Source organism: Dellaglioa sp. CoH-56-MRSF-11 (genome assembly GCF_056782135.1).
Genome location: NZ_JBXAYE010000001.1, coordinates 138698 through 165344, shown reverse-complemented (window position 1 = coordinate 165344; position 26647 = coordinate 138698). Strand labels below are relative to the sequence as shown.

The 26647-nt window shown below is 33.6% G+C and carries 25 protein-coding genes; 5 read left to right on the top strand and 20 right to left on the bottom strand.

The features are described 5' to 3' along the window. Window positions 1–38: 38 nt before the first annotated feature. The 7 genes from AC1RPT_RS00790 to AC1RPT_RS00760 form a co-directional block, all read right to left on the bottom strand. Window positions 39–1388, bottom strand: a complete 1350-nt coding sequence (locus AC1RPT_RS00790) for a NosD domain-containing protein (RefSeq protein ID WP_481761013.1) — start codon at window positions 1386–1388, stop codon at window positions 39–41. 33 nt (window positions 1389–1421) lie between these two features. Continuing rightward, a complete protein-coding gene (scrK, locus tag AC1RPT_RS00785) occupies window positions 1422–2294 on the bottom strand; it encodes a fructokinase ScrK (RefSeq protein ID WP_481761014.1) in 873 nt (290 codons plus the stop codon). Then, on the bottom strand, window positions 2294–3706 hold the full coding sequence (locus tag AC1RPT_RS00780) for a glycoside hydrolase family 32 protein (protein ID WP_481761015.1): 1413 nt from the start codon (window positions 3704–3706) through the stop codon (window positions 2294–2296). The genes scrK and AC1RPT_RS00780 overlap by 1 nt, the downstream gene beginning before the upstream one ends. 64 nt (window positions 3707–3770) lie before the next feature. Beyond that, entirely contained in the window at window positions 3771–4751 is a 981-nt protein-coding gene (locus AC1RPT_RS00775; protein ID WP_481761016.1) for a LacI family DNA-binding transcriptional regulator, read from the bottom strand. Between the two features lie 109 nt (window positions 4752–4860). Continuing rightward, entirely contained in the window at window positions 4861–6225 is a 1365-nt protein-coding gene (locus AC1RPT_RS00770) for an MFS transporter (protein WP_481761017.1), read from the bottom strand. A gap of 223 nt (window positions 6226–6448) precedes the next feature. Next, a complete protein-coding gene (locus AC1RPT_RS00765) occupies window positions 6449–7888 on the bottom strand; it encodes a 6-phospho-beta-glucosidase (protein ID WP_481761018.1) in 1440 nt (479 codons plus the stop codon). Between the two features lies 1 nt (window position 7889). Continuing rightward, a complete protein-coding gene (locus AC1RPT_RS00760; RefSeq protein ID WP_481761019.1) occupies window positions 7890–9809 on the bottom strand; it encodes a beta-glucoside-specific PTS transporter subunit IIABC in 1920 nt (639 codons plus the stop codon). A 192-nt stretch (window positions 9810–10001) separates the two neighbouring features. Here AC1RPT_RS00760 and AC1RPT_RS00755 point away from each other — a divergent pair, with 192 nt between their 5' ends. Further along, window positions 10002–10706, top strand: coding sequence for a GntR family transcriptional regulator (locus tag AC1RPT_RS00755; protein WP_481761020.1), 705 nt, complete (start codon window positions 10002–10004; stop codon window positions 10704–10706). A gap of 95 nt (window positions 10707–10801) precedes the next feature. On the opposite strand, the gene AC1RPT_RS00750 is transcribed toward AC1RPT_RS00755, so the two are convergent. Further along, window positions 10802–11956, bottom strand: a complete 1155-nt coding sequence (locus tag AC1RPT_RS00750) for a YhgE/Pip domain-containing protein (protein WP_481761021.1) — start codon at window positions 11954–11956, stop codon at window positions 10802–10804. 167 nt (window positions 11957–12123) lie between these two features. Here AC1RPT_RS00750 and AC1RPT_RS00745 point away from each other — a divergent pair, with 167 nt between their 5' ends. Further along, complete coding sequence (locus AC1RPT_RS00745; protein ID WP_481761022.1) at window positions 12124–12771, top strand: TetR/AcrR family transcriptional regulator; 648 nt, start codon at window positions 12124–12126, stop codon at window positions 12769–12771. Window positions 12772–12885: 114 nt separating this feature from the next. Here the strand turns inward: AC1RPT_RS00745 and AC1RPT_RS00740 are convergent, their stop codons facing one another. After that, the gene (locus tag AC1RPT_RS00740; protein WP_481761023.1) at window positions 12886–13212 is read right to left on the bottom strand and encodes a thioredoxin family protein; all 327 of its coding nucleotides are present in this window, start codon (window positions 13210–13212) and stop codon (window positions 12886–12888) included. Window positions 13213–13289: 77 nt separating this feature from the next. Further along, window positions 13290–14171 (bottom strand): sulfite exporter TauE/SafE family protein, encoded by an 882-nt coding sequence (locus AC1RPT_RS00735; protein WP_481761024.1) that lies wholly within the window; start codon window positions 14169–14171, stop codon window positions 13290–13292. 182 nt (window positions 14172–14353) lie between these two features. Here AC1RPT_RS00735 and AC1RPT_RS00730 point away from each other — a divergent pair, with 182 nt between their 5' ends. Beyond that, on the top strand, window positions 14354–15037 hold the full coding sequence (locus tag AC1RPT_RS00730; protein WP_481761025.1) for an MmcQ/YjbR family DNA-binding protein: 684 nt from the start codon (window positions 14354–14356) through the stop codon (window positions 15035–15037). Between the two features lie 129 nt (window positions 15038–15166). Here AC1RPT_RS00730 and AC1RPT_RS00725 read toward each other — a convergent pair whose 3' ends face one another. After that, window positions 15167–17095, bottom strand: coding sequence for a fructose-specific PTS transporter subunit EIIC (locus tag AC1RPT_RS00725; RefSeq protein WP_481761026.1), 1929 nt, complete (start codon window positions 17093–17095; stop codon window positions 15167–15169). Next, complete coding sequence (pfkB, locus tag AC1RPT_RS00720) at window positions 17092–18033, bottom strand: 1-phosphofructokinase (protein WP_481761027.1); 942 nt, start codon at window positions 18031–18033, stop codon at window positions 17092–17094. The genes AC1RPT_RS00725 and pfkB overlap by 4 nt, the downstream gene beginning before the upstream one ends. A 122-nt stretch (window positions 18034–18155) precedes the next feature. Here pfkB and AC1RPT_RS00715 point away from each other — a divergent pair, with 122 nt between their 5' ends. After that, window positions 18156–18902, top strand: a complete 747-nt coding sequence (locus AC1RPT_RS00715; RefSeq protein WP_481761028.1) for a MurR/RpiR family transcriptional regulator — start codon at window positions 18156–18158, stop codon at window positions 18900–18902. Window positions 18903–18984: 82 nt separating this feature from the next. Here AC1RPT_RS00715 and lacD read toward each other — a convergent pair whose 3' ends face one another. From lacD to AC1RPT_RS00675, 8 genes are all read right to left on the bottom strand, one after another. Then, window positions 18985–19968 carry a tagatose-bisphosphate aldolase gene (lacD, locus tag AC1RPT_RS00710; protein WP_481761029.1) on the bottom strand — a complete coding sequence of 328 codons (984 nt, stop codon included), beginning with the start codon at window positions 19966–19968 and terminating at the stop codon, window positions 18985–18987. A 171-nt stretch (window positions 19969–20139) separates the two neighbouring features. Further along, on the bottom strand, window positions 20140–21285 hold the full coding sequence (gene nagA / locus AC1RPT_RS00705) for an N-acetylglucosamine-6-phosphate deacetylase (protein ID WP_481761030.1): 1146 nt from the start codon (window positions 21283–21285) through the stop codon (window positions 20140–20142). A gap of 75 nt (window positions 21286–21360) precedes the next feature. Continuing rightward, window positions 21361–22212 (bottom strand): PTS system mannose/fructose/sorbose family transporter subunit IID, encoded by an 852-nt coding sequence (locus AC1RPT_RS00700; RefSeq protein ID WP_481761031.1) that lies wholly within the window; start codon window positions 22210–22212, stop codon window positions 21361–21363. Then, on the bottom strand, window positions 22202–22996 hold the full coding sequence (agaW, locus tag AC1RPT_RS00695) for a PTS N-acetylgalactosamine transporter subunit IIC (RefSeq protein ID WP_481761032.1): 795 nt from the start codon (window positions 22994–22996) through the stop codon (window positions 22202–22204). The genes AC1RPT_RS00700 and agaW overlap by 11 nt, the downstream gene beginning before the upstream one ends. 36 nt (window positions 22997–23032) lie before the next feature. Further along, window positions 23033–23521, bottom strand: a complete 489-nt coding sequence (gene agaV / locus AC1RPT_RS00690; protein ID WP_481761033.1) for a PTS N-acetylgalactosamine transporter subunit IIB — start codon at window positions 23519–23521, stop codon at window positions 23033–23035. Between the two features lie 22 nt (window positions 23522–23543). Then, window positions 23544–24713, bottom strand: coding sequence for an AgaS family sugar isomerase (locus tag AC1RPT_RS00685; protein WP_481761034.1), 1170 nt, complete (start codon window positions 24711–24713; stop codon window positions 23544–23546). 13 nt (window positions 24714–24726) lie between these two features. Next, window positions 24727–25146 carry a PTS galactosamine/N-acetylgalactosamine transporter subunit IIA gene (gene agaF / locus AC1RPT_RS00680; protein WP_481761035.1) on the bottom strand — a complete coding sequence of 140 codons (420 nt, stop codon included), beginning with the start codon at window positions 25144–25146 and terminating at the stop codon, window positions 24727–24729. Between the two features lie 14 nt (window positions 25147–25160). Then, window positions 25161–25886 carry a GntR family transcriptional regulator gene (locus AC1RPT_RS00675; RefSeq protein ID WP_481761036.1) on the bottom strand — a complete coding sequence of 242 codons (726 nt, stop codon included), beginning with the start codon at window positions 25884–25886 and terminating at the stop codon, window positions 25161–25163. 511 nt (window positions 25887–26397) lie between these two features. Here AC1RPT_RS00675 and AC1RPT_RS00670 point away from each other — a divergent pair. Beyond that, on the top strand, window positions 26398–26637 hold the full coding sequence (locus tag AC1RPT_RS00670) for a hypothetical protein (RefSeq protein WP_409021786.1): 240 nt from the start codon (window positions 26398–26400) through the stop codon (window positions 26635–26637). Window positions 26638–26647: the final 10 nt, after the last annotated feature.

Below are 26647 nucleotides of genomic sequence, written 5' to 3'. Positions count from 1 at the left end.
TTTATCAAAGTGGCACAAATTAAATCATTTATTTAAAATTACTGTTTTTTTGGGACGGTTGGTGTTGCTCTAAAAGCATTCACATTTTTATCCAAAATAACTTGTTCATTGCTTCCAGAATCTAAAATTGTATTTTGCGTTGACTTCTTTTCAACCAAAACAGTTGTTACTGTGACTTTTTTTAATTCTTCGGTTGCTAGTAACGCATCTACTTGTGCAGAAAATGCTGAATCGCCACTACCTGATTGAATTTCTGTAGCCACAACATTATTATTTGCAATATAATTACCATGTCCGGCAGCAAGTCGGATAATGACCGGTGTTGCACCAACTGGTTTAAGCGTGTTTTGATCAACCGTTTCTGAAAAATGATTTCCAATGACGGAATTATCATTACCGCTAATTGATAACAGCCCATATAAATCGTCTAATCCATTATCTCGATGTTGCATAGGCGCCCACGGTTCTTGATCATGCAGCATATGGTTTGAAGAAACCAATATCTCTGAGCAATTATCATCTAAAATAACCATTCCGGGATAAAATGCATGAATGCGATTATTTGTAACAGACGATTTCGTCACGCCAGATAATGAAATGCTACTTGCACCTCTTGGGAAAATATTATTAGTCGTAATTAGCAGTCCTCCGAAGTTTTCCGCAAAAATGGTATAGCCATTAAATCCAGCGCCCATTAAATTTTCAGTTACTTTCGAAGCTTGTCCCCATCCACGTAGTTCAATACAATTACCACATTCAGCAATAAAATTATCGTGGATTGTTAATGCATCTGCGTTATAAATGGTTACACCATGTTCTAAGTAAACAAAACCCATTTCTGTAATACGGAATGAATCTTGTGCACTTGCAACATAAATTCCAGTCTTACCATTCACATACGTATTTTCTGGATTTTTTTCGCCTGTGCCATCATCAATAAAGTGTAACCCATCAATATTAAAGTTCGAAAATTCGACTGAACTAATACGCGGATTTCCTTCTCTTGCAACATAGAAAGCTGCACCTTCAGATTCTTCATCCGTTGTTTTAGGATCGAGGTCAACAAGAACACGACTACCACCAGGCCATAATTCATGTAAATTTGACCATTCGTTTTGTGGTACGTTAAACCGAATGCTTGATGACGTAAATCCATGCCCAGATCCTTGAATTTTAAGAAAACTAATATCTATTAAGACTTGTGTACGCAAGTGATAATCAGCTGGTGGTAGATAAATAACTGCCCCTGGTTTTCCACCATCATTGCTATTACTATCAGTTTGATGACTTTTAATATCAGTAATAATACTATTAATAACTTCCCCAATATCTTCGTACGGGTTACCAATAGGCCATTTTGTTACATCATAATAATTTTTGTTTGTCATTATTTTACCCTCCAATTTTGTTAAATAACCCTATCATTCAGATAACATTTTTTCAGCTAAAGCGAAGTTTCCAACATTGGCTGATCCATTATTAGCAACTTGTGGTGCTGTAATATATTGATCTAATGGAGGAACGTCAACATAATCATTTAAAATTTCTTTGAATTCATGTCGCACTTTTTCCAATAAAACATCATTTGTAACGCCGCCCCCAAAAATAATTTTATTAGGACGTAAACTTAACGTTGTTTGAACGGCAGCCTGAGCAATATAGTAGGCCATAATATCCCAAGTTTTGTCTGTTAATGGGACATCTTTACCTTTTTTACCAGTCCGTGCTTCAAATGTTGGTCCAGCAACTAAGCCCTCTAAACAATCACCATGAAATGGACAGACACCTTTAAAATCAAGATCATCAGGATGTCTCTTAACTAAGACATGGCCCATTTCAGGATGGCCAATACCGCCAACTAAGTGGCCATCAATTACTGCTCCAGCGCCCACACCAGTTCCAATTGTGTAATAAACAAGTGAATTAATTTTCTCATTAAACAATGTCGACATTGTATATTCACCGTAAGCTGAACCATTTACATCCGTTGTCCAAAATGTTGGAATATCCAGTTTGCCCTTAAGAAATCCCAAGAAATCCGTATCACCCCAACCCGGTTTTGGTGTTTTCGTGATAAATCCATATTTAGGTGACGTTTTTCTGATTTCAATTGGTCCAAATGAGGCAACACTAAGTGCAGCTATTTCAAATTGCTTAAAATAGTCTACGACTGCCGTTAATGTTTCAACAGGTGTAGTCGTGGGAATTTGAATTTGATCCTTTACTTGATAATCTTCGTTACCTACCGCGCATACAAATTTAGTGCCACCTGCTTCAATACTTCCTAATAACATTACATTGTTCCTCCAAGTTCATATATTTTAATATCATAATTAGTTGAATCGCTACTTGTTTCAACTATAAGTTCCTTTTCATCATAAACCCTTTCAGAGAAACATGCTTCTCCATTATTCACAAATAATTCTGCTGAACTGTTGTCCATTAATAAATGAACATCCAATTCATTGGCAACGCTCACATTAGTTTCTCGAAGTAAATCGTCATTATACTTTTGTAATGTTACCTTACCTGTTGCAGCTTGATAGCTAACTTTTATTAATAATTTATTATCGCTATTTTTAATTTTAACGCTGACATTTTCTTGCCCATTAAAGTTCGCTAAATACTCAAAACTCTTTGTAGGGGCTTCAAAAATAGTGGTTGTATCCTTAGGTTTAGTGACATCTAATAATACTTTTTCGCGCAATTTTTTAATTTCTTCAACTGGTGTCATCAATAATTTACCATTTTTCATATTTAATTCTCTTGGAAATGTTAGTGCGCCTGCCCAACCATCTTCCTGTTCTGGCATGGGGCTCTCCCACATGTCCATCCATGCAAATATGATCCTTCTACCGTCAGGCGTAACCATTGATTGTGTTGCATAGAAATCATGTCCATAATCTAATTCAGTGAACTCACCATGATGTAATGAATGTGTCTCTTCATCAAATTTTCCAGTCAGATATCCTGTTTGGAAGAAATTTCTATATTTTAATTTATCAGCTTTAATTCCTTGTGGTGACATTACTAAAACGTCTTGTCCGTCAATTTCGAAAAGGTCAGGACATTCCCAAACGAATCCTTCAGAATCAACTGATTTAGCAGTTGCAATAGGTCCTAAGTAGTCCCAATGTTCTAAATCATCTGAGTTATACATAAGAACTCGACCCAAGCCATCCTTATTTTTGCTTCCGATTACAATATTATATTTTCCATTTTCAAACCAAATTTTTGGATCTCTAAAATCAGCATCATTATCTACAGGAGGCATTGAAATCACTGGATTACCAGCAAATTTTTCAAAAGTTATGCCATCATCACTAACGGCTAGGTTTTGATTCTGCCAATAACTATCCGGATCATTTTTGTCTTTCAAATTATGTCCTGTATAAATTAAATAGAGACGCTCATCCTTCACAATTGCGCTACCTGAAAAACAGCCATCCTGATCTTCTTGATCACCAGGAACCAAAGCAATTGGTAAGCTTTCCCAATTAACTAAATCTTTACTTCTTGAATGACCCCAATGCATTGGTCCCCACTGTGTTGAATTTGGATGATGTTGATAAAAGATGTGATAGTACCCTTTAAAAAAGCAAAACCCATTTGGATCATTCATCCAACCTGCTGGTGCCGTAATATGATACTTTAATCGATATCTTTCATCAGTTACCTCTGGATAATTAATCGTTTCATTTTTCAAAATTGTCTTCTCCTCGTTCTATATGTTAACCGGTTGTCATTATCTTAAAATAAAAACGCACCTACTATGCCGTTTCTCCTTTATATAATTGTACCGGTAGTACTACTTGCATAGGTGTCTCTTTACCTTCTATTTTCTTCATTAAAATATCAATAGCTGCATCAGCCATCTGTTCAATTGGTTGAATAATTGTTGTTAGTTCTGGTTTAAATAATCGAACAACATCTGTCCCATCATAGCCAATAACAAGTAAATCTTCAGGTACTCGTTTGCCATATTCTCTAGCTATTTTTATGATCAAACTAGCGTCTGTATCATTCGAAGCAAAAATACCATCCACTCGTTTAAGATCCTCAAAAATTCTTTTAATAACTTTTGTTTTTTCTGTTTCTGTCCAATTAAAATCAATTGTATACGTTACGGCTGGCAACCCATGTTCACTCATAATTTTCTCGTATGCCCTACGTCTATCTCGAGCAGGCGTTTCTAAATCATAAGGTCCATTTGTATGTACAATTGAGGTTGCCCCATGTTCTAATAGCAATTCTGTTGCCATTTTACCGCCACTATAATTATCAGAAGAAACGACCGGAATATCACCATTCATAATTCTATCAATTGCGACAATTGGTAAATTTGTATTATGATATTCTTCAATTCCTTCATTATGTGCTCCAACAATTAGCCCATCAACTTGATTTGCCATTAGTTTACGTAAATAAGTCACTTCTTTTTCTGAATCATTTTTTGAGTTACCGATAAGAACCTTATAACCTCTATTAAAAAGTTTCGTTTCTAAATGGTAAGCTAATTGTCCAAAAAAAGGATTCGCAATGGTTGGGAAAATAAGCCCTATTAGTTTTGTTTCTTTATTAAATAATTGTCTTGCAACATCATTAGGCTGATAATGTAACTCTTTCACAGCATCACGAACCTTTTTAACTGTCTTTTCGCTAAGATAACCTCTATTGTTCAACACCCTAGATACAGTCGTTTTAGAAACGCCTGCCAATTCAGCGACATCATCAAGTTTTGGATTTTGCATTTTATTTGCTCCTAAGTCGTCTAATTTTAGTTAAATTGTTACCGCTTAACTTTTAGTACTCTTAGTTTACCATAAAATAAGCAAAACCATTATCCCCACCATTAACTTTTTAAGCTGCTTCTTTTTTAGCTAATTCTAATCTAACTTTATCTTCATTTCGTTCAAATTTACCATAGAAAAACATTGGAACTGCAGCAAGTATGAACAGCATGGCTGGAATCCAGATAAAACTTAAGTTAATGCCTAATAAAGATTGACTCGTTTGAGTGTGATTGGGTATATATCCAAAGAATTGCATTACTTGTGATGGAATAAATCCGCCAATCCCACTACCTGCTTTAACACAGAATGCACTTCCAATAGCTGTTAAAAAGCCACTGGCTCTGATTCCTGTTTTCCATTGACCAAAATCAACCGCATCAGCCAACATTAGGAATGGCATTGCAGCTGCAACACCCGTTCCAATTGATCCTAGGCAATATAAGATAACAACCCAAACTTGATTACTACCAACTGCTTGAAGCAACATGTTACAGATTGCTCCCATCAATAGTGCTCCAATTAGAACCGTTCTTTTATTTGTACGTTTAACAAGTAATGGAATTGATATCATCCCTATAACAGCAACAACAGATAAAGAACCAGCAACTGCGACTAATGATTTTGCATGGATATTATATTGAAAATAATAAATCATGCCTGAACTTCTAACAGTTGTTCCAATCCAATAGAATAAGTTGGAAATAACCAATAAAATCCAAGGCCAATTACTTTTTGTTGCTTTAACACTCTGTTTTAATGATATTGATTTCGTAATCGTTGTATTAATTTCTCGTAAATTTAAAAAGGCAATTAAAAAGGCAATAATGGAGATAATCCCTAAAATAATCATTGCATATGAGAATCCTTTACGATCATTTCCTTGCCCTAATATTTGAACTAATGGTAAAACAACACCATTAGCAACCAATAGACCAACATTTCCTCCAACCATTCGATATGAATTCAAAACCGTTCTTTGGTCTGAATCATTTGTTAAGTTAGGTAAAATCGACGTCATAGGGGTACTAATTCCGGTATATATAATTCCTGCAATGACGTAAACAACTGATGCATAGATAACTTTGGACGATCCCGATAAATTCGGTGTAGTAAATGTTAACCATGTAAAGAATGCAAATGGTACACATAACCACAAGAAATACGGCCGACTTTGTCCCCATTTTGTATGTGTATGATCAATTAAAAAGCCCCATATTGGTGCATCAAACATATCAACGCATCGTGTGACGAGCAAGATAGTTCCAGCTACACCAATCCCAATTCCAAAAACATCTGTATAAAAATATAACAAGTACGTACTAATACTTACAAATAGAATATTTCCGCCAAAATCTGTAAGTGAATAACTTAGTTTTCGAAAAAGAGGAATTTCTTCAACTTGATTTGTATCTACGTTTACTTTGTTTTCCATTCTATTTACCCCATTCTATTTGTTTAATAAATGTCCCATTTCACTAAAAAATAGCAATTGCCTGTACCTATAAACTCAACTTTTAGAAAGCGCTTTCTGAAAGAATAACCAAAGTATAACCTGTTTATATTTTTATGTCAACCGGTTGTCATTTGTTTTTTTATTAATCAAAAAGCATCTCATTTATTAATAAATGAGATGCTTTTTCTTTCTATAATAACTTTTAAAGACTTTCTCCATTTGTTTCAATTACATTTTTATACCAAGTAAATGAGTCTTTTTTATAACGTTTCATCGATCCATTGCCCTCATTATCACGATCAACATAAATCATACCATAACGCTTTTTCATCTCACCAGTTGTAAATGATACTAAATCAATAACACCCCATGGTGTATATCCTAAGACTTCAACACCATCATAATCAACTGCTTTTTCGATTGCTTCAATATGTTCTTTTAGATAACTTACACGTTCAGGATCATGAATTTCATGATTATCTTCAAGCTTGTCAATCGCGCCAAAACCATTTTCAACAATAAATAACGGTAACTGATAGCGATCATATAATCGATTTAACGTATATCGTAAACCATCGGGATCAATTGCCCAGCCCCAGTCACTAGATTTAATATACGGATTAGGAACCCCATTAGGTAGTCCACCATTCACAACATCACCTAAATGATCTGCTTCAGCATCTGCTTTAACAACTGTTGACATATAGTAACTGAATCCTAGATAATCAACTGTCCCTTTTTTCAATATCTCCATATCGCCTTCTTGAATCCCAACATCATAATTGTGACGTTCAAACTCTTTTAGTGCATAACGTGGGTATTCTCCACGAACATGAACATCTGGGAAAAAGAAGCGTTGATGCATTGCCTCTTCAGCAGCCATGATATCTTCCGGATCACATGAATAAGGATAAATTGGTACGTGTGATACCATGCATCCTATTTCAAAATCAGAATTAATTTTTTTACCAGCAATAACCGCCTTAGCGCTAGCCAAGAGTTCGTTATGTGCAACTCGATACATAATTTCTTTGGGATTTTCACCATCGTTCACAATAACTCCAGAATTAGTCCACAAAAAGATGGGGTTATTTGTATCCATTTGATTATTAATTTCATTAAATGTCATCCAATATTTTACTTTAGATTGATAACGTTTAAAGCAAACCGTAGCAAAATTTTCAAAAAAATCAATTAATTTACGATTTCTAAAACCACCATATTCTTTAGCTAAATGGAGTGGCATTTCAAAATGCGATAGGGTAATCACTGGTTGAATACCTTTTTTTAATAATTCATCAAAAACATCATCATAAAATTGTAATCCCGCTTCATTTGGTTCGCTTTCATCTCCCATTGGGAAAATACGTGACCACGCGATTGATGTTCGTAAGCACTTCAATCCCATTTCAGAGAAAAATTGAATATCTTCTTTGTAATGATGATAAAAATCAATTGCATCATGATTCGGATAAAATTTATCTGTTTCAATAGTTTCCGTAATTTCCCGCGGAACACCATTTGCTCCTGCAGTCATCACATCAATAACACTTGGCCCTTTTCCATCAACATTCCAGCCGCCTTCAAACTGATGAGCAGCCAAAGCGCCACCCCACAAAAAATCCTTCGGTAATTTAGACATTTTATTTTTCTCCTTTTGGAATTAATTCCATTATTGGTTCTCCATGGTGAATTTCATTTTGCGTATACGCAATAACATCTTCGTAATCATCTGAATTAGTCACAATTACAGGTGTTACTACTGAAAATCCTGATTCTTTTATCTTCTCTTGATCAAATTCAACAAGTAAATCACCCATTTTTACATAATCATGATTTTTAACTTGTGTTGCAAAATATTTTCCTTTTAATTCAACGATATCCATTCCAATATGAATTAAAACTTCTACACCATCTACAGATTTTAATCCAATCGCATGTTGTGTCTCTGTAGTCATGACAACCTGACCATCAAATGGTGCATATATTTTATTATCCGTTGGATTTACAGCAACACCTTTGCCCATTGCACCAGATGAAAATACTTCATCCTCTACTTCTGTTAACGCAATTACTTTCCCTGTTACAGGGCTATTAACAACGCCTGGTGCATTTATTACTGGCGTACTCATAACTGGTGCGACCTTAGCTGGTGCATCATCTAACTGTGCTTCCATTGTTGCGACTTCACTAACTGTTTCACCCGTACCAAAAATTTGAACAAGTAGAACTGAACCCACAATTGCTACAATACATCCAACAACCATACCAATAAATGAGTGTGGGTATTTAGGACTAATTGCATTTACAATGGTTAATAAACTTGGTAGTCCAGCATAAGCAAAATAATATGAATTAAAGAAACTTGTAATTAATGCACCAAACGCTCCTGAAATACAACCAAAGATAAATGGTTTTTTAAATCTTAATGTCACACCATAAATTGCTGGTTCTGTAATCCCAAATAATCCTGTAATAAATGCTGAAAGAGATATATTTTTTAATTCTCTGTTCTTAGACTTAATAAATACACCTAAAACAGCACCAACTTGTGCGACCACTGCAATTGTTTGAAAAGCCTGAAATGAGTCCATTCCATTCATTTTGAAATTGGCCATAACCATTGGCGTAACACCCCAATGGATACCAAAAATAACAAGTACTTGCCAGAAACCACCAATAATAACACCTGCTAAAGGTGGTGCAACTTTAACTAAATAATTATATCCTTTTGCGATTCCTTCAGCTCCAAGAGATGAAAGTGGTCCAATAATTAAGATTGTTAAAGGAACCATAATTAATAGACATAATAATGGAACAGCAAGTTCTTTAATAATGTCAGGTATCTTTTTACTCAAGAATCTTTCAAGATAAGAAAGAATCCAAACTAAAAATAATGGTGGCAATACTGATGATGTATAAACTGTTTGAGATAATGGAATACCCATAAAGTTAATACTTGTACCGCTAGCAATAGTTCCAGCCATCTCTGCCCATGTGGGACTAACTAATGCAGCACAACATGCAACAGCGATTAAACTGTTTGTTTTAAAATGTTTAGCTGCCGTTATGGCAATAAATATTGGTAAGAACGTAAATGGTGCCCAAGAAATAAAGCTTAAAACTTGATATGTACCACTTTTAGGAAAATTTGGCATAGCTAAAGTAATTAGAATTAAACTCCCTTGAATAATACCTGCCGCGGCCAATATGTAAACGAATGGGGCAAAAACCGCAGACATTGTTGCAATAACTCGATTCATTATACTTGTTTTTGGTGCTTCTACTTCCTCTACTTCTGAACTATCAATCATTGCTGAGAATGCATCATAAACATCCGCAACATGTGGTCCAATAACTACTTGGAATTGTCCACCACTTTCAACAACAGTGATAACGCCTGCCATTGCTGATATTTTTTCTTTAGCATCTGAAGGAACCTCATGTAGCACTAGTCGTAACCGTGTCGCACAATGCGTTGCTCCTGCTAAATTTTTTTCTCCACCAATTGCTTCTAAAATATCTGTAGCTAATTTTGTATAATCTCTAACCTTACTTGCCATATTTTTCTCCTCCTCAGATAAAAACGAATAAATAGAAAAAAATTGTAAACCCTTACAAATCTTTGTATATGTATATTTTAATTGTACGTGCACAATAAGTCAACACTTTTTTTGTAACCCTTTTCATCTAGATGTACAAGGCGGGAACAATGTTATACAATAAAGGATACATTATTTTAATGGAGGCATGAAATGTTAAAGTATCAAGAAATTGCTGATCAAATTGAGCTTGCAATTAAAAATAAAAATTTGAATCAAGGGACGCAACTCCCTAGTCTAAATGAACTTATTGCCAAATATGCCGTCAGTAAGACGACACTCGTTAAAGCTCTCACAACTTTAGAAGATAAGGGTATTATTTATCAAGTACAAGGTAGCGGAATTTTTGTTCGTCGTCAAAAAAGAGACGGTTACATCGCTCTAATGACGAACATGGGCTTTACAAAAGATTTAGAAAACAGTAAATTATCTACAAAAGTGATTGATTTAAAAGTTGAACTACCCAATGCTGATGTAGCCAGGGAATTAAATTGTGCTCCGGGTGAGGAAGTTTATTTAATAAAAAGAATTCGTTACATCGATAATCAAGTTCTCTGTATTGAGAGATCCTACTATCGAAAAAAACTTGTTCCTTATCTTAATCGCGAAATAATCAGTGAGTCTATTTTTAATTACTTGAAAGAAGTTTTAAAATTAAAAATAGGTTTCTCCGATAAATATTTACGTACAGACACCCTTAAAAAGACAGAATCAACCCTTTTAGAACTACCAGAAAATTCGCCTGGACTCTATATTGATGAACTTTTTTATACAGTAAGCGGTGAACCTTTTGATCTTTCTCAAACTATTTATAACTATAAACATGCTAACTTTTTTATTCAAAGTGGACAAAAATAAAACCATAATTAATAAATTAAAAACCTCAGGGCAATCACTTAAAAAGGTGATTACCCTGAGGTTTTTAATTTATTTCAAGATTCATTTAAAGAATTCTATTTAACTTCCATCTCTTTAATTTTATCGTTAATTTCTTTTTCAACTTTACGATGTTTGGGTGATAATCCTTCGGCAAAAAACAAGACACTACCGATTGCTAAGACATAAGTTAGGCCCATTGTAGAACTGTTCCAGAAAGATGCTCCATAATAAAGAATGCTGCGAGCACCATCATACAAGAAACGCATTGGTAACCATGGAAGAACCCAATCTTGGTAGAATTGAGGTACTAATGGTTGTGCCATTGCCAATAAAGGAATTGAGAAAAATAGTAAGAGGACAAATATAATTACCCCTGGGAAACCAATCCATGTCAATACCCCTGAGAATAACATTATAAAAGCAAAACTTGTAAATGATAAGAACGATGCAATTGTTATAAAATGTGTAAAATCAAATCCTAAAATCCATGTCGCATACGTAGCTGTTGCAAATCCAGTTAAAATTGCAAGTGCTACAGCTGAGATAATGAATGATGATTTAAATGAAAACTTGTGTTTCATTGATTTAAATTCTCTTGAATCTCCAGCGTAGAATAATAATAAACTAATAACCATGCTTGCAATCCAGACGGGTTGGAAGAACGAACTATTCGCTGATGTTAATCCAGCGGTTGAATGTCTAACGGTTGTTTTTACAGTGATTGGGTTATTTAACTTCAATGCAGTCACAGCGGGGACACTCATATTGGCTTTTGCCATATTTGTTAAAATTCCGGCTGAAATACCACCACCAATTTTTGTAACTATTGTTGATAGTGTCGAACCTAAAGTCGTTGACAATGTAGCATTTTTTGCTTCATTTGTTACAACAGTTACATTTGTAACATCTTTTGTTGTTGGATCAGCTAATTTTCCAATTGATGCCGAGAAATCTTTTGGAATTACAATAGCCGCATAATAATGTTGTTTATCCATTGCACTCTTAAGTGCCTTATCACTCTTAACGATATGCCAATCTAACGCCTTATTTTTGCTTCTAGTTAGATTTTCAACGATTTTGTTACCTTGCTTACCACTATCTTCATTAACAATGGCAACAGGTACATCTTTGAGCTCTGATTTTACAGATGGGATTTGCATCACCACCATAATAAATGTAAGTAATACCGAAACTAAAATGGCGAAACCTAAAAATTTATTTTTAAACATAATCATATTCCTCTTTTCTTTTTGAGTGAGCACTCAATCAATTACAAATACGATTATAACCTATCCACAAGTTTAGTCAACCCTAACTTTTAAATATAAACTATCAAAATAATAAGTTTGTCTTTTGTCATCGCTATCAATTGTGTCATAATAGGGCTATAAATAGGATGGTGAATATTATTAAAAATTCTGAATTAAAATTATATGCCAACTCGGATTTATTTAGAGATATAACAGATAAACAAAAACAAATTTTAATCGCCGCAATTGAATTATTCTCAGAAAAAGGCTATGCAAATACAAGTACAAAAGAAATTGCAAAAAAAGCTGGCGTGGCTGAAGGTAATATTTTTAGTAAATATAACAATAAACAAGGCTTACTTAACGCCATTATTGCCCCTGTCATTAAATCCATCTTACCTTCTGCAATGCACGACTTATTAGACGAGTCCATTGATCATTCAAATTTAACTTTGGATTCATTAATTCGTCCTTTGTTAAAAAATAGAATTATTTTTTTGCAAGAAAATGCTAAAGTTCTTAAAATTTTCATTTCTGAACTACTTTATGATAAATCGGTTGTTAAACAGTTATTAGAAAATATTCCCGCCCCATACTGGACGGCACTCAATTCAACTATTGATACACTAAAAGAAAAAAAACTAATTGTCAGTTGGGATAATCTCGAAATTCTTAAGGTTATTTGGTCAACTATAGGTGGTATTGTACTTGGTTATCTTCTTTTTGATCAATCGTTAACAAAAGAAAGTATTGAACATTCAGCAGATGCTCTGATAAACGCACTTAGTGTTTGATAAAAATAAATAATTAAAAATACCCATCGAGTAAACAAGTTACTGTAAAACCTTGTTTACTCGATGGGTATTTTTAATTCAAAGCAGATTATTCATACTAACTAATCTTTTTAATTACGCAGGAATACTATTAATAAATGTTTCTACTTCTTGTTTCGTTTTACGATTTTTATTAACTAAACGTCCTGTTTCTTTACCATTTTCATATGCAATAAAACTTGGAATACCGAAGACACTTAACTCAACAGCTAAGTCCATATTTTCATCTCGATCGACAGCTAAGAATGTGTATTCAGTATATTCTGATTCAATATTAGGCATTTCAGGTTTAATAAAAGCACAATCTGGGCACCATGTTGCAGAAAAAAATAGGATATACTTTCCATCTTTAATTTTATCCATTAATTCACTTACCGTTGTTTCTTTTTCTATACTTTTCATTTTTGCTACCTCCACTAATATGCTTACTTTTTATAAGTATATATCAGATTAGCCATTTTCAATTAAAATATGCTTGCTTATTTATTTTTATCTCTGATTAGTTTAGCTTCTTTATTACCTATATATAGGCTGTATGCAGAATACAATAATACTACAATAACAATCCATTGAATCACACTTGTATTAATATTCTTAACTAAAAGTACCGCAACTAAAACACCTATAATACCAAAAACAGAAAATAAGGTTATTTTTCTAGAATATTGATTGAGTTTTATAAATTGCATACTTCCTATTGGTAAAGAAAATGCACATCCCCCCATCATAATTGGAAATGCAGCAATCGGATCCATTCCCATCGCATAGACAGTTGCCATTGTTAATGAAAATGAGCCTATTCCAATATTATTTAATGCGCCATAAATAAATAATAAAAATCCTGTTACAACTAATTTCCAGCCAAATAGTTCGGTAGCGGTCCCACTAGCAGTGATTAGGCCTAATTTACCAGCGATGATTAACGCGGTTGCAACAAGTAATCCAACGATAACAAATGATCTAATACTATTTTCAGGTAATCTAACAACAAATCTCGGACCAATATAAGCACCCAGCACTTGGCAAATAATACAGACTAGTAACGTCTTAGTACCAACATTGATACTTGTAATATACGCCAGCGACATGACAAATATTGGAATAACATCTTGCGCATTTAACGTACCTGGTAATTTTTTCATAGAAACCCAATTAGCTTTCTGGTATATTGCTGTTGATATGGCAAAATCTGAAATTCCAAAAGTAGAAAAGAAAAAAATAACAATCTGCGATATTGGTGTCCATACTGAACTGGCCGGTTCTTTCATGAAGTCTGATTTATGTCTCATTAAATCACGCATAAAATAACAGATAAATATAAAATTAATAACAATAATTGCCGCAATCAACGTCTTTTGCATGATTAAATCTCCTAGTTAAATGAATCATAATAGTACAGTTTAACTCAATTTATTCCTAGATAAAATAGTCTATATTAATTTTTCTATTTTATACTATATAATTAGTCCTTTAAAGTCTAAAATTAGAAATATAAGGTATGCTACTGTTAATTGTTTATATAATTTATAAAAGGAGATGCACTATGCTAACAGACTTTTTTGCTTATAATTCATTTAGTCATTTGAAACTAAAGGTAGATTCATTGATTCCATATGGTTTTACAAAAACAGCAGAAGAAATCTATAATTATCAAGTTTCAATTCTTAATAATCAATTTATACTAACCGTCTCAATTTCCCCCTCTGAAAAAATTAATACTACTATTATTGATGCTCTAACTAAAGAAGAATATACACTTTATAAAAATCAGTCTGCAACAGGATCATTTGTCAGTTCAATCAGAAAATCAGTGATTGAACAACTGGATTTAATTGTTGCTAGTTGTTTTGAAACTACTCCAGTATTCCAAACTGCTGATTCACAATCTATCATTAATTATGTACAAGAACATTATCAGACCAATCTAGAATTCCTCTGGAAACAGTTTCCAAATGACGCTGTTTTACGTCGATCAGATTCTAAAAAATGGTATGCCGCTTTAATGAAAATTCCAGCAACTAAAATAGGCTTGGATTCCGAGAAATTAGTTGAAATACTTAATATTCGAATGGATCCTGACCTGCTCATCAATAAAATAGACAAAAATCAAATTTTTCCAGGGTACCATATGAATAAAAAACACTGGGTTTCAATTTTATTAAATGGCCAAAATAATTTAGACACTGTTTATTCTTATATTGATACTAGCTATGGACTAGCTAAATAAAAGGCGAACTAAAAAAATCCATTCTAATAGTCAACAAAATTTGAACTTGTTTACTTAGAATGAATTTTCGCTTATCATTAAACACTTGTACTTTTTTAGTATATACGTAGCTTTGTAGCTCAATTTTATCTACTTATTAATATTTTCTTTAAATAGGTTGTATATATCATCAACTGTATTCGATTTTTTTAATTCTTCCACAAATGAGTCATGGACAAGTAATTTCGATGTATTTGATAAATACTGTAAATGCTTTCCATCATCTTTTTCTGGAATTAGAAATGAGATAACTGTATCTACTGGCTGATTATCAAATGTTTCCCATTCAATAGGCTCACGTAATTTAACAATTAGCATTGCTGATTTATTAATCGATTCATCCTGTGCATGAGGTATCGCAATGCCTTTTTCCATCCCTGTCGTTCCCTCAGACTCACGAATCTTATACTTATTTAAAATATAACTTTCATTATTCGTATATCCTAATTTTTTAGCAAAATTTGCTAAAAAATGTAAGAGTTCTTCTTTATCAGAAACGGCTACGTTCAATTCAATGTTTTTTCTTTTCAATATATTATCGAATTCATTTTCATTCATTTTTATATCATTATCTTGCTCTTGTTCAAAGTTGGTATTACTACCTACATTCATCACTAAACTATTATTTTTTTTAGCTTGGCGACCAGCAATAGCGGCTAGTAAGACAGCAGATACAAGTGATCCAATAATAATCCATAATACCCACAGTAATGGTTTATTCACTAACGGTAATACAATAAATCCACCATGTGGAGCCGGTACACTAATTCTAGTTACATAGGTTAAAATCGCAGCAATCGAAGAACCAACCATAAATGCAGGAATATTTAGTAGCGGATTCTTTGCCGCAAATGGAATTGCACCTTCTGTAATATGAGTTGATCCTAATAAAAAGTTAACGTAACCTGCGCTGCGCTCTTTATCTGAGTATGCTTTTTTGTTGAACAGTACAGCAAACCCTGTTGCCAATGGTGGCGCAATACACGCTGCAGAAACTCCTGCCATAAAGAAATAATTTCCCTGTGCTAAAAGAGCTGTTCCGGTTAAATATGCTGCTTTATTAATTGGCCCACCCATATCTGAAGCACACATAATTCCAACAACTAATCCTAATAGAATGGGACTTGAATTTTCTAAACCCTTTAAAAACGTCATCATTCCTTCATTAATTGTTGCCATTGGAACTGATAGATACCAAATAATAGAGCCTGATAAAAATACTCCAATTACAGGTAAAATAAAAATGGCTTTCAGTCCATCTAATGATTTAGGTAGTTTTTTTAATAAGAACTGTAATATTAAAATCGTATACCCTGCTAAAAATCCACCAATTATTCCACCTAAAAATCCCGTTCCATTTGTATATGCTATCATTCCCGTTACAAATCCAACTATCAATCCAGGTCTTTTACCAATAGCCTCAGCTATATAGGCACATAGAATTGGAACCATAAGATTCATTGCAAATCCGCCAATAGTGTTCAATAAATGTGCTATATCGTTATATTGAGGGCTTTTTATGTCTGCTGAATTAATTCCCCAAAAAAATGATACGGCTGTTAACACTCCCCCAGCAACTACTATTGGTAACATATGTGACACTCCATTCATCACGTACACATACATTTTGTGCCAAAATGAGCCAGATAAATTTACTGTTTCTTCATTCGATGAAATTTTTGCTCCTTTTCGATGATAGGTAGGTAAATTATCATCTGTCAATATTTGATCAATTAATACATCTGCCTCTTTCATACCTTTCGTAACTGACACATTTATCATTTTTTTACCATCGAATCGATCAATATCTACATCTTTATCTGACGCAATTATTACACCATCAGCATCATCAATTTCTTGTTGTGAAAACGCATTTTCTATACCACTTTGACCATGAGTTTCAACTTTAATTGATATACCTCTTTTTTTAGCGGCTTGTTCTAAGGCCTCTTGCGCCATGTATGTATGCGCAATTCCTGTTGGACATCCAGTAGCTGCAATTATTTTATATTTTGTCATCTTAATTCCTCCTTAATATTAGATATTTTTACCTGCTTAGTCAGCTCTTTTACATTCGAAAAATCTGTTAACCCTTTTGAAAATGCCGTTGAACTCGCGGCTGCTATACTTTCTCTAAATACTTCTTCTATTTTTTTGTCCCCTATCGCTACCCCTGCTAAAAAAGTTCCCAACATGGTGTCGCCGGCCCCAGCCGTGTTAACAACGGTTCCTTTAGGGACAGTTCCATATAACACAACCTCTTTATTTATAAACATTGCACCACCGCCACCCAATGATAATAAAATATTTTGTGCACCCAATTTAATTAATTCTTTTGAATAAGTTATCAATTCATGTTGAGATAGTTTATGTTCTACGCCAAACCAACTCATTAATTCTTCATCATTTGGTTTTAAAATATAAGGATTATATTTCAATGTATCCAGTACGGTTTGATAACTAGTATCCAAAACTAGCTTATATCCTTTTTCCTGCGCCTGCTTTGCGATACTAATTAAAATTTCTTCAGAGATTCCGTCAGATAAACTACCAGATACAACTAATGTATCCTTTTCATCTAAATTTTGAATCTTATCCATGAACTGATTTATTTCATCATCACTAACATGTGGACCTTTATTTACTAATTTATACTCCGTATCTTGCTGAATTACTCTTGTAAAAACATTAATTCGTGTATTAGCATCGATATGTACAAAATCAGTTTTTATATTGCACCTTGCCAACTCAGACTCAATATACGCATTAGTAAATCCTCCACCAACTCCAATAGCAGTACTTTCTACGCCTTTCTTTTTTAGAATAAAACTAACATTAACTCCTTTACCATTCGCTTGTATTTCATAATTTTCCGTTCTATTAACAATATTTTTTTTCATTTCATCGGTTTGGATAAAAAGATCAATAGCTGGATTCAATGTACATGTATATATCATAATTTTTACCCCTTTCTTCTACCTACCAATACTACATCTGACAGAAATGAAAAGGTTTTCAATATATGATTTTGTATGCTACAATTGAAAATAAACAAACAATCAAGGTGAGGTGACCAGTAATGTCTCTTAGTAACTCCGAAAAGATTCTTTGGCAAGTCATTCAAGATAACCTAGAAGATATTCCGATATTAACAATAACCAACCTTAGCGATTTAGCTCATGTATCAACCGCTACAGTCGTACGAACGCTCAAAAAAAAAGGCTACAGCGGTTATATGGATTTTAAACAATCTATAATTACTAAAGAAAAAGAAAAAAAATATAAGAATATTCAGAATATGGATCACGATATCCAACAAGTCATTATGAAGAATGAACATGAACTTAATAACACACTACGTATGCTTGACGTTAATACCATAGAAAAAACAGTTCAAAAAATTAAACGTTCAAAAAAAATATACATTTTCTCAAGGGGTTTTTCTGAATTAATTGCAATTGAAATGCTAACAAAATTTGAATTATTAAATAAAAATTGTGTCAGTTTTACGGATCCCAATATTATTAAACAAATTAGTCACAGGATTACATATAATAATATTTTAATTATTATTTCATTGAACGGAACTACTGCAGAACTCCTTGAAGGTGCTAAAAATACGTATAAAAATGGAGCCGATATTATTGTATTAACAACCAACAAATTAAGTCCACTTATTAAATATTCAGATTCCGTGTTTATCGGATTTAAATCTGAAATTTCATATTTCCCTGAATTTGAAGTTAAATCTCGTTTACCATTACAGGTAATGAGCCGTATACTTTTAGATTCTTATGCAATTCGAACAAAGAAAGCTAGCAAATAAATTTATTTCACTTCTACTTTTTTTCATTACTAAATCATTAAAAATAAAGAGGCTAAACATGACGTTTAGCCTCTTTATTTTACTATTTTAATACCTTATCAAACCACGATGTAGCAGTACTTTCAAGAACGACATTTAAATCTTCAATATTCTTTTTACCAACTGTGTTCATCCATTCTTTACCTTTTTCTTCACCATCTTTAGCAAATGGTTCGATACCTTTGCTCCATGTTGCACGTCCACAAAGTACACCATTAAATGTTGATTTTGCTTCATGAGCAAATACTAAAGTATCTTGGAATAATTGTGCCGATACACCACCACTTAAGAAAATAAATGGTAATTTGGTTGCATCACTTTGTTCTTTAAATATATCTAATGCTTCTGTCTTAGAATATACCACCTCATTATCGTCGTTAAACCCTTCCACATAATCCATATTGACTGGCACTTCTACTTTAAGTACATCTACTTTATATTCAGGTTTAGAAAATTCTTTCATCATTTCAATAACTTTATGAGGTTTTACTTTAGCATACTCTGAACCTTTAACATCGTCATTAGTTGCATCATAAGAAACCAATTCTAAAAATAATGGCATATCTTCTGCAGCACATTCTGAACCAAGACGCTCCATATATGCATGTTTCATATTATTAATCTCAGCATTTTCGTCTATATCATAATAAAGTAAGAATTTAATAGCGTCAGCGCCCTCTTCTTTAAGACGACGAACTGACCAATCTGGTAATAAGTCAGGTAAGCGACCTGGGGTAGTAACATCATAACCCGTTTTTTCGTATGCAACTAGTAATCCAGTACTTGCATTACGGACCTTTGCTGCTGGAAGACCATATTCTGGATCAAGTAATATTGCTGAAGCGTATGGTGTTAATTCTGATGAAATTACTTTTTTAAATTCAACGATATCTTCTTCATTTGCTGGCTTATTTGCTGCTGCTGCCAACATTTTTTTTAAAGATCCTCGTTGATCAATTGCTAATGCTGCAATTACGCCTTTTTCATTTGAAAGTGCTTTAAGTCCTGCCAATTTATTTGGTGTCATTTTTATTCCGTCCTTTATTATTTTTTTACTTCTCTCATCCACTTATAATTCTATCTTTGAAGAATATGAAAAGGTTTTTAAAATTTCATTTTTTACATACCAATTAAAAATAACTTAACAATCATAAATACCGTTTACTCCGACTAGCTCTTAATAAAGAATCAGTTAATATCATTTTTTATATTTTAAAGTACCATTTAAATATGTTTCCTCAAAATTTAAATCATGATCTAAAACAATGAAGTCAGCATCTCTACCTGCCGCAATACTTCCGCACTTATCATCAATTCCAACGCTTCTAGCGGGCACATAACTAGCCATTTGGATTGCTTCTTCAGGAGTAGAAATATTCCAATCAACAACATTTTTAACTGCTTCCATTAATTTTAAGACACTACCAGCTAAACTTCCTGACTCTAACCTTGCGGCGCCATCTTTAACAACAACTGGGAACTCACCTAATGTATAATTTCCATCAGGCATTGCACCAGCACGCATACAATCAGTTACTAATACAATGTGGTCTGCTCCTTTAACGTTAATTAAAATTTTAGCAGATGCCGGATTAACATGTTGACCATCACAAATTAGTTCATCATAGACACTACTTAATGACATTGCTGCGCCAACCATCCCTGGCTCTCTATGATTAAGTGGGCTCATTCCGTTATACGTATGAACGAAAATAGATGCACCAGATTCTACTGCAGATTTAGCTTGATCAAACGTAGCATCACTATGCCCCAATGCTACTTTGACCCCTTGTTTAGTTAAGGCCTCAGTAAATTCTTTAACACCCTTTCGCTCAGGTGCAATCGCAATTTTTCGAATAAGTCCATGCGCTAATTTTTGCCAATGCTCAAAAATATCTATACTTGGATCTAAAAAGTATTTAGGATTTTGCGCACCTTTGTGTTTTTCAGTAAAAAATGGACCCTCAAAAAAGATACCCTGTATTTTTGCACCACGTACTTCACCATGACGCTTACCAAAGTCAGAAATAACTTCGTTCAACGTTTCTGGAGCTGCCGTCAATGTTGTCGGCAGAAATGAAGTAACGCCACATTCTAATAAACCTTCAGACATCATTTTTGCGCCCTCAAAATCGTTATCCATCACATCATATCCCTTTAAACCATGGACATGTGTATCTACAAGCCCTGGTGCAATCCATTTACCCGTATATTCTTTGATATCACCATCAGGTTTTTCTTGTTGATAATCACCAAATTTACCATCAATAATTGCCAAGTACCCTTCATTTTCAACCGTGTTTTTCAAGAAAAACTTATCTGCATGAATATAATATATTTCCACCAGTAATGCCTCCTATATTATTTTTGTTAAAAAGAAACTAGCCCATTATCCATAGTCTAGTTCCGCAGGCCTCTTCTAGAATAACTTGAAGAATGCACCTACTAAGCCAACAACTACTGTGAGCCCAATCAACATCAATGGAGATTTACCTTTTTTCAACATCCAGTAACAGAAGAATGTATAAAGAAGCGGTAATAATGCCGGCATCACTTTATCAATAACACCTTTTTGTAAATCAATATCAATTTTCCCAGCATGAATCACAACACCAAATTTAAAGTTAACGTATGTTGCAACCAAGGCTCCAACAACAGTTAATCCAACTATCGACGCAGCACGTGATATTTTTTTTGTATTTTCCTTCATACTCGAAATAGCACGAGTACCAGTTCTATACCCATAATTCATTAACCAGAATAGTAACCCAAAATGCACTGCATTAAAGACAACAAGGAATAAGATCGGTCCAAGTGGATTTCCATTCATTGATAATGAAACCCCAACTCCGGCTGTAATAGGTAGCAACGTTAACCAGAACATCGCATCCCCAATACCACCTAAAGGTCCCATCATTGCTACTTTGATACCACGAATAGTTGATCTATTTTCTTTATTTTCTTCCATTGCTAAAATAACACCTTGAACAAATGTTACTAAAAATGGATGTGTATTAAAAAATTGTAAATGATCAAGCATTGCATATGAGAAATCTTCTTTATCTTTATGAATTTTTTTCAATCCAGGAATTAAACTATAAGTCCACCCACCACCTTGCATACGTTCATAATTAAATGAAGCCTGTAAAAGTAGTGAACGCCAAACCATTTTGTTTAAATCTTTTTTTGTAATTACCTTTTCAACAGTAGGATCGTTATAAGTATCTGGGATCACAACATCATTGCGATCAAATTTCTTTTTAGATGCCATCACTATAGTCCTCCTCTTCATTAACTGTTACGGTTGCTACTTTTTTTCCACCATTATCAGATTTTGCTCCACCAATAAAGAAATCATAAGCAGCGATTGAAATACCAATGATTGCGACTCCTAAGATTGGTAAGTTACCATATGCTGCAACAACAAATCCAATTGCGAAGAATGGTGCGTACGCTGTCTTCCACATAATTTTTAACAACATGGCAAATCCAACAGCTGGCATAATACCACCGGCCGTACTTAATCCTGTTAAGATCCATGCAGGAACGGCTTCAACCATTCCTTGCGCTTTACTTGCACCGAGGAAGATTGGTAAGAACGCCATAATGAAGTAGAAAACAAACAAGATTAGCGGACCCATGTAGTTCAATCGATCAATTTTCTTATCATTACCTTCCATCGCGTATTCATCCATTTTATGCATAACTGGTGAGTAAGCTGTAAATAGTAATGTAACTAAACCTTGTACGGCAACTGCAAATGGTACGGCAATACCAACTGCTAATGTTGGTGTTTGATGAGCAATAATTGCAAATGCGGTTCCCATAATTCCACCAATAACAACATTAGGTGGCTGTGCTCCAGCAAGTGGAACCATTCCAGCCCAAACTAATTCTAATGTACCACCAACAATTAAGCCGGTTTGAAAATCTCCTAATATTAGACCAACTACTGCACCAGTAACGATTGGTCTATGAATATGTGTTAAACCACTATACATATCGATACCGGCAATACCAGCCCATAGTCCAATTAATAACGCTTGTACTAACATATAAATTTCCTCCTTTTTATTATTATATTTACGTTTTTAATATTCTTTCAGTAAGCGCATCATATCTGATGCCTTTTCATTCGGAATACCTTGAACCTCTAGTTCAACACCCAAATCATGCATTTTATTGAATGCTTGAACATCGGTATCATCGACTGAGATAGTTGCCGATAATTGTTTCTTCCCTTCTGAAAAATGTAAATTACCAATATTTACTTTCTTAATTGGGACACCTCCTTCAATAATTTTAGCCATGTCTTCTGGCGTACGAACAACTAATAATATTTTTTGTTTATCCGAGGCTTTACCAATAATACGAATCGTTTTTTTAATATCGAAAAAGCGGATTCCAACAGTTTCAGGAATAACCATCTCCATTAAACTTTGCTGTACATCATCTTTAGAAACCTCATCATTCGCAACTACAACTAGATTAGCGTCAATCGTATTAACCCATGTCATACCAACCTGTCCATGAACAAGTCTGTTATCAATTCTTGCAAGTAAAATGTTTGGTGTTGTCATAATAAATTCCTCCTTGAAATTTTTATTTATAGGCATGTAAAGTTACACCTTTAACTACACGATTTACGGTACCGCTTGGTGAAGGTGTATCTGGTGTGTTTCCCACTTTTACTGAACTTAATAATGAAATAGTTTGCGCATACATAACATCAGCAAGAGCCAGATATCCTTCTGGTAAAAGGGCATCTCCTGATTCAAATGTGAAACGATCACCACTAAAGTTATTCTGTCCCTCAATATCAATCCCAATTACTTTAGCGGCAATTTTATCTCCACTCACTTCTTCTAAAATATCAATATCGTATTGACGTGTATATTCTTGATTGTTAACAAATACAAAAACTAATGTTTTCTCGTTGACGAACGATTTAGGTCCATGTCGGAACCCCATTGAAGAATCAAACATTGTTGTTAGCTTACCTGCCGTTAGTTCAAGAATTTTCAACTGTGCCTCTCTTGTTAATCCCGATAAACTTCCGGACCCAAGATAGACAACCCGATCAAATTCCATATCAATAACAGCTTTTATTTCAGCTTCACGTTTAATCACTTCATGACCCATTGCAATAATAGTCTCAACATATTTTTCTTTAATATCCTTACGTGTTGTATCAAAAATTAATAACGCTGAGAGTGACATACAACTGTATGATCCAGTCATTGCAAATCCCTTATCATTAGACAGCGCAGGCATCATCAATAACAAATTACGTTCGTCATCTTTTGTACCAACAGCAAGTTTCCCTTCCGGAGCACAAGTAATTGTAATTTGATATAAATTTTTAATTATTTTTCTTGAAATTTCAACAGCGGCAACACTTTCAGGACTATTACCACTCCTAGCAAACGAAACTAAAATAGTCGTAGCATCTGGTACTAAATAATCATATGGTGCAGATACGATATCGGTTGTTGGAATACTTTCAAACTGATAATTTGCACGATCCCCGTGGTTACTTAAGTATGGTGTTACAGTATCACCAACATAAGCGGATGTTCCTGCTCCTGTAAAAATGACCCGAATCAACCCGTTCGAGGTAGATTTAACTGATTTTAAAAATGTCTTTATTTCGTCTGACTTTTCACTAAAATTATTAAATGCCTCAGTCCAAAGTTCAGGTTGTTGTTTAATTTCACCTGTTGTAATATTTGCGCCCATTATTTCCAACTCTTTTTCATTCTTCTCAAACATATTAAGCTCTCCTTTAGATGCCATTATCATCTATTTCTACTCTTTTTTTTGTTTCAAATTGCATAATACCTTTTTTACCAGCATCCAGTGCTTTCTCCATAAACGCGCTCATGTTCAAATCCCGGTTAAATAACATATCTAATAACATCGGTATATTCGATCCTGTTAAAACGCTTACATTATTATGCAGTAATTTTATTTTAACTGCTTCATTAAATGGTGTTCCTCCAGGAATATCAGTAAAGAAAACTATTCCATCTAAGCCGTTTAATTTGTTAAGCGCTTTCATATAGTCGCCGCTTAAATCTTCCGCGGTCATTCCTTGTATAAAATCACAAAGAATAAAATTTTCTTGTTGTCCGGCAATAAGTTCAATATTTGATCCCATTCCAGTTGCAAAGTTCCCATGTCCAGCTACTACCATACCAATCATATAATTATCCTCCCTTATTTATTGTGTCGAATATGATAAGTAAATTTATCACCCCTCGCAATACTCAACGTAAATTCAATTACTTCATTTTTTGTGTTATACGTCGTTCGCTCTAATTTAAGAACAGGTGCACCTTCATAAAAATTTAATAAAGTTGCATCATTGCCTGCCATAACACCTGCTGTTAAAGATTCATCAGCCGTTTTTACAATCTGGTTATAATCATCTAAAAAAATGACATACATCGCTTGCTTATTTAATGTCTCCACAGTTAAAGAGGGAAATTTAGCATACGGTAAGTAAGTTCTCTCTAACATCATTGGTTCATCTGATGCAAGTCTTAATCGTTTTAATTTAATTACCTTGGTACCAACTTCAACTTTTAAACCTTGAGCAATAAACTCATTAGCACTAATAACATCAAAGCTAATTATTTTACTACTCGGTTCTTTATCAAGGGAAACCATTTGTTCTGTAAAACTAAACGTTCCCCCTAAATCAGTCTTAATTTTAGCGATATTCGACACAAATGTTCCTTTACCATGTTGGCGATATACATAACCCATTAGTTCTAACTCATTTAGTGCTGTTCGGACAGTCGTACGACTCATATCGTAAGCAATAGATAAATCACGTTCAGACGGTAATTTATCATTCACCTTTAGATTCTTTTCAATTTCTTCTTTTAGCGTATCTACTAATTGATCATAGAGTGGACGCTCATAATTACCGTTTAACATTACTTTTCCCCCAAGTGGTTACTACCACATACATAATATATTATTTTTAAAACTCTTTGTCAATAGTTATTTTTATATTAACTATTATTAAATCATTTGTATTTTCAACATTGGTACCTACCATTAATCATGTTTTTTAATTCCCCCCTTCTAAAGTAATCATATTTCACTTTAAAGTTATAGATTATTAGCGACACACTACTTCGCTGTATAAAATTATCGTGACCGATATGACTTGCTTTCTAATTATATCAATTAAGCATAACTTTTATTTATTAGATTCTAAACTCATATAAATTCTTTCTACAATAAATACGTAAGGGTACTAAAAAGTTACTTTAGTCTAAATAATATACATCTAAAATAAAACGTTTACATTTTAGTAAAAGTTTAGTAAAATGTAGTTGTTAACTAAAAGAATGCGTTTTCACGTTTATTATTTTTATGTTTTGCTATTATGAATAACAATTTCTTTTACCAAAAATCTATTATATAGGAAGAGGTCATTAGAATGGATACAAATAAATTAACGATTGATGCCGAACGATTTGCAGCTGCAATTATTGCCGGAAATCCTAAGCAAACAAATGAAGATAACAAGATATATATTAAACGTCAATTGACGTTATACCTTGAATCAGTTTTGTTAGTTAATGATTTTAATTCTTTAGAAGAAAACCAATTAGGTTCTGCTAAAGAAAAACAACGTCAAGCAATTTTAGATAAGATTATCGAACACAGATATAACTAATTTTAACTAC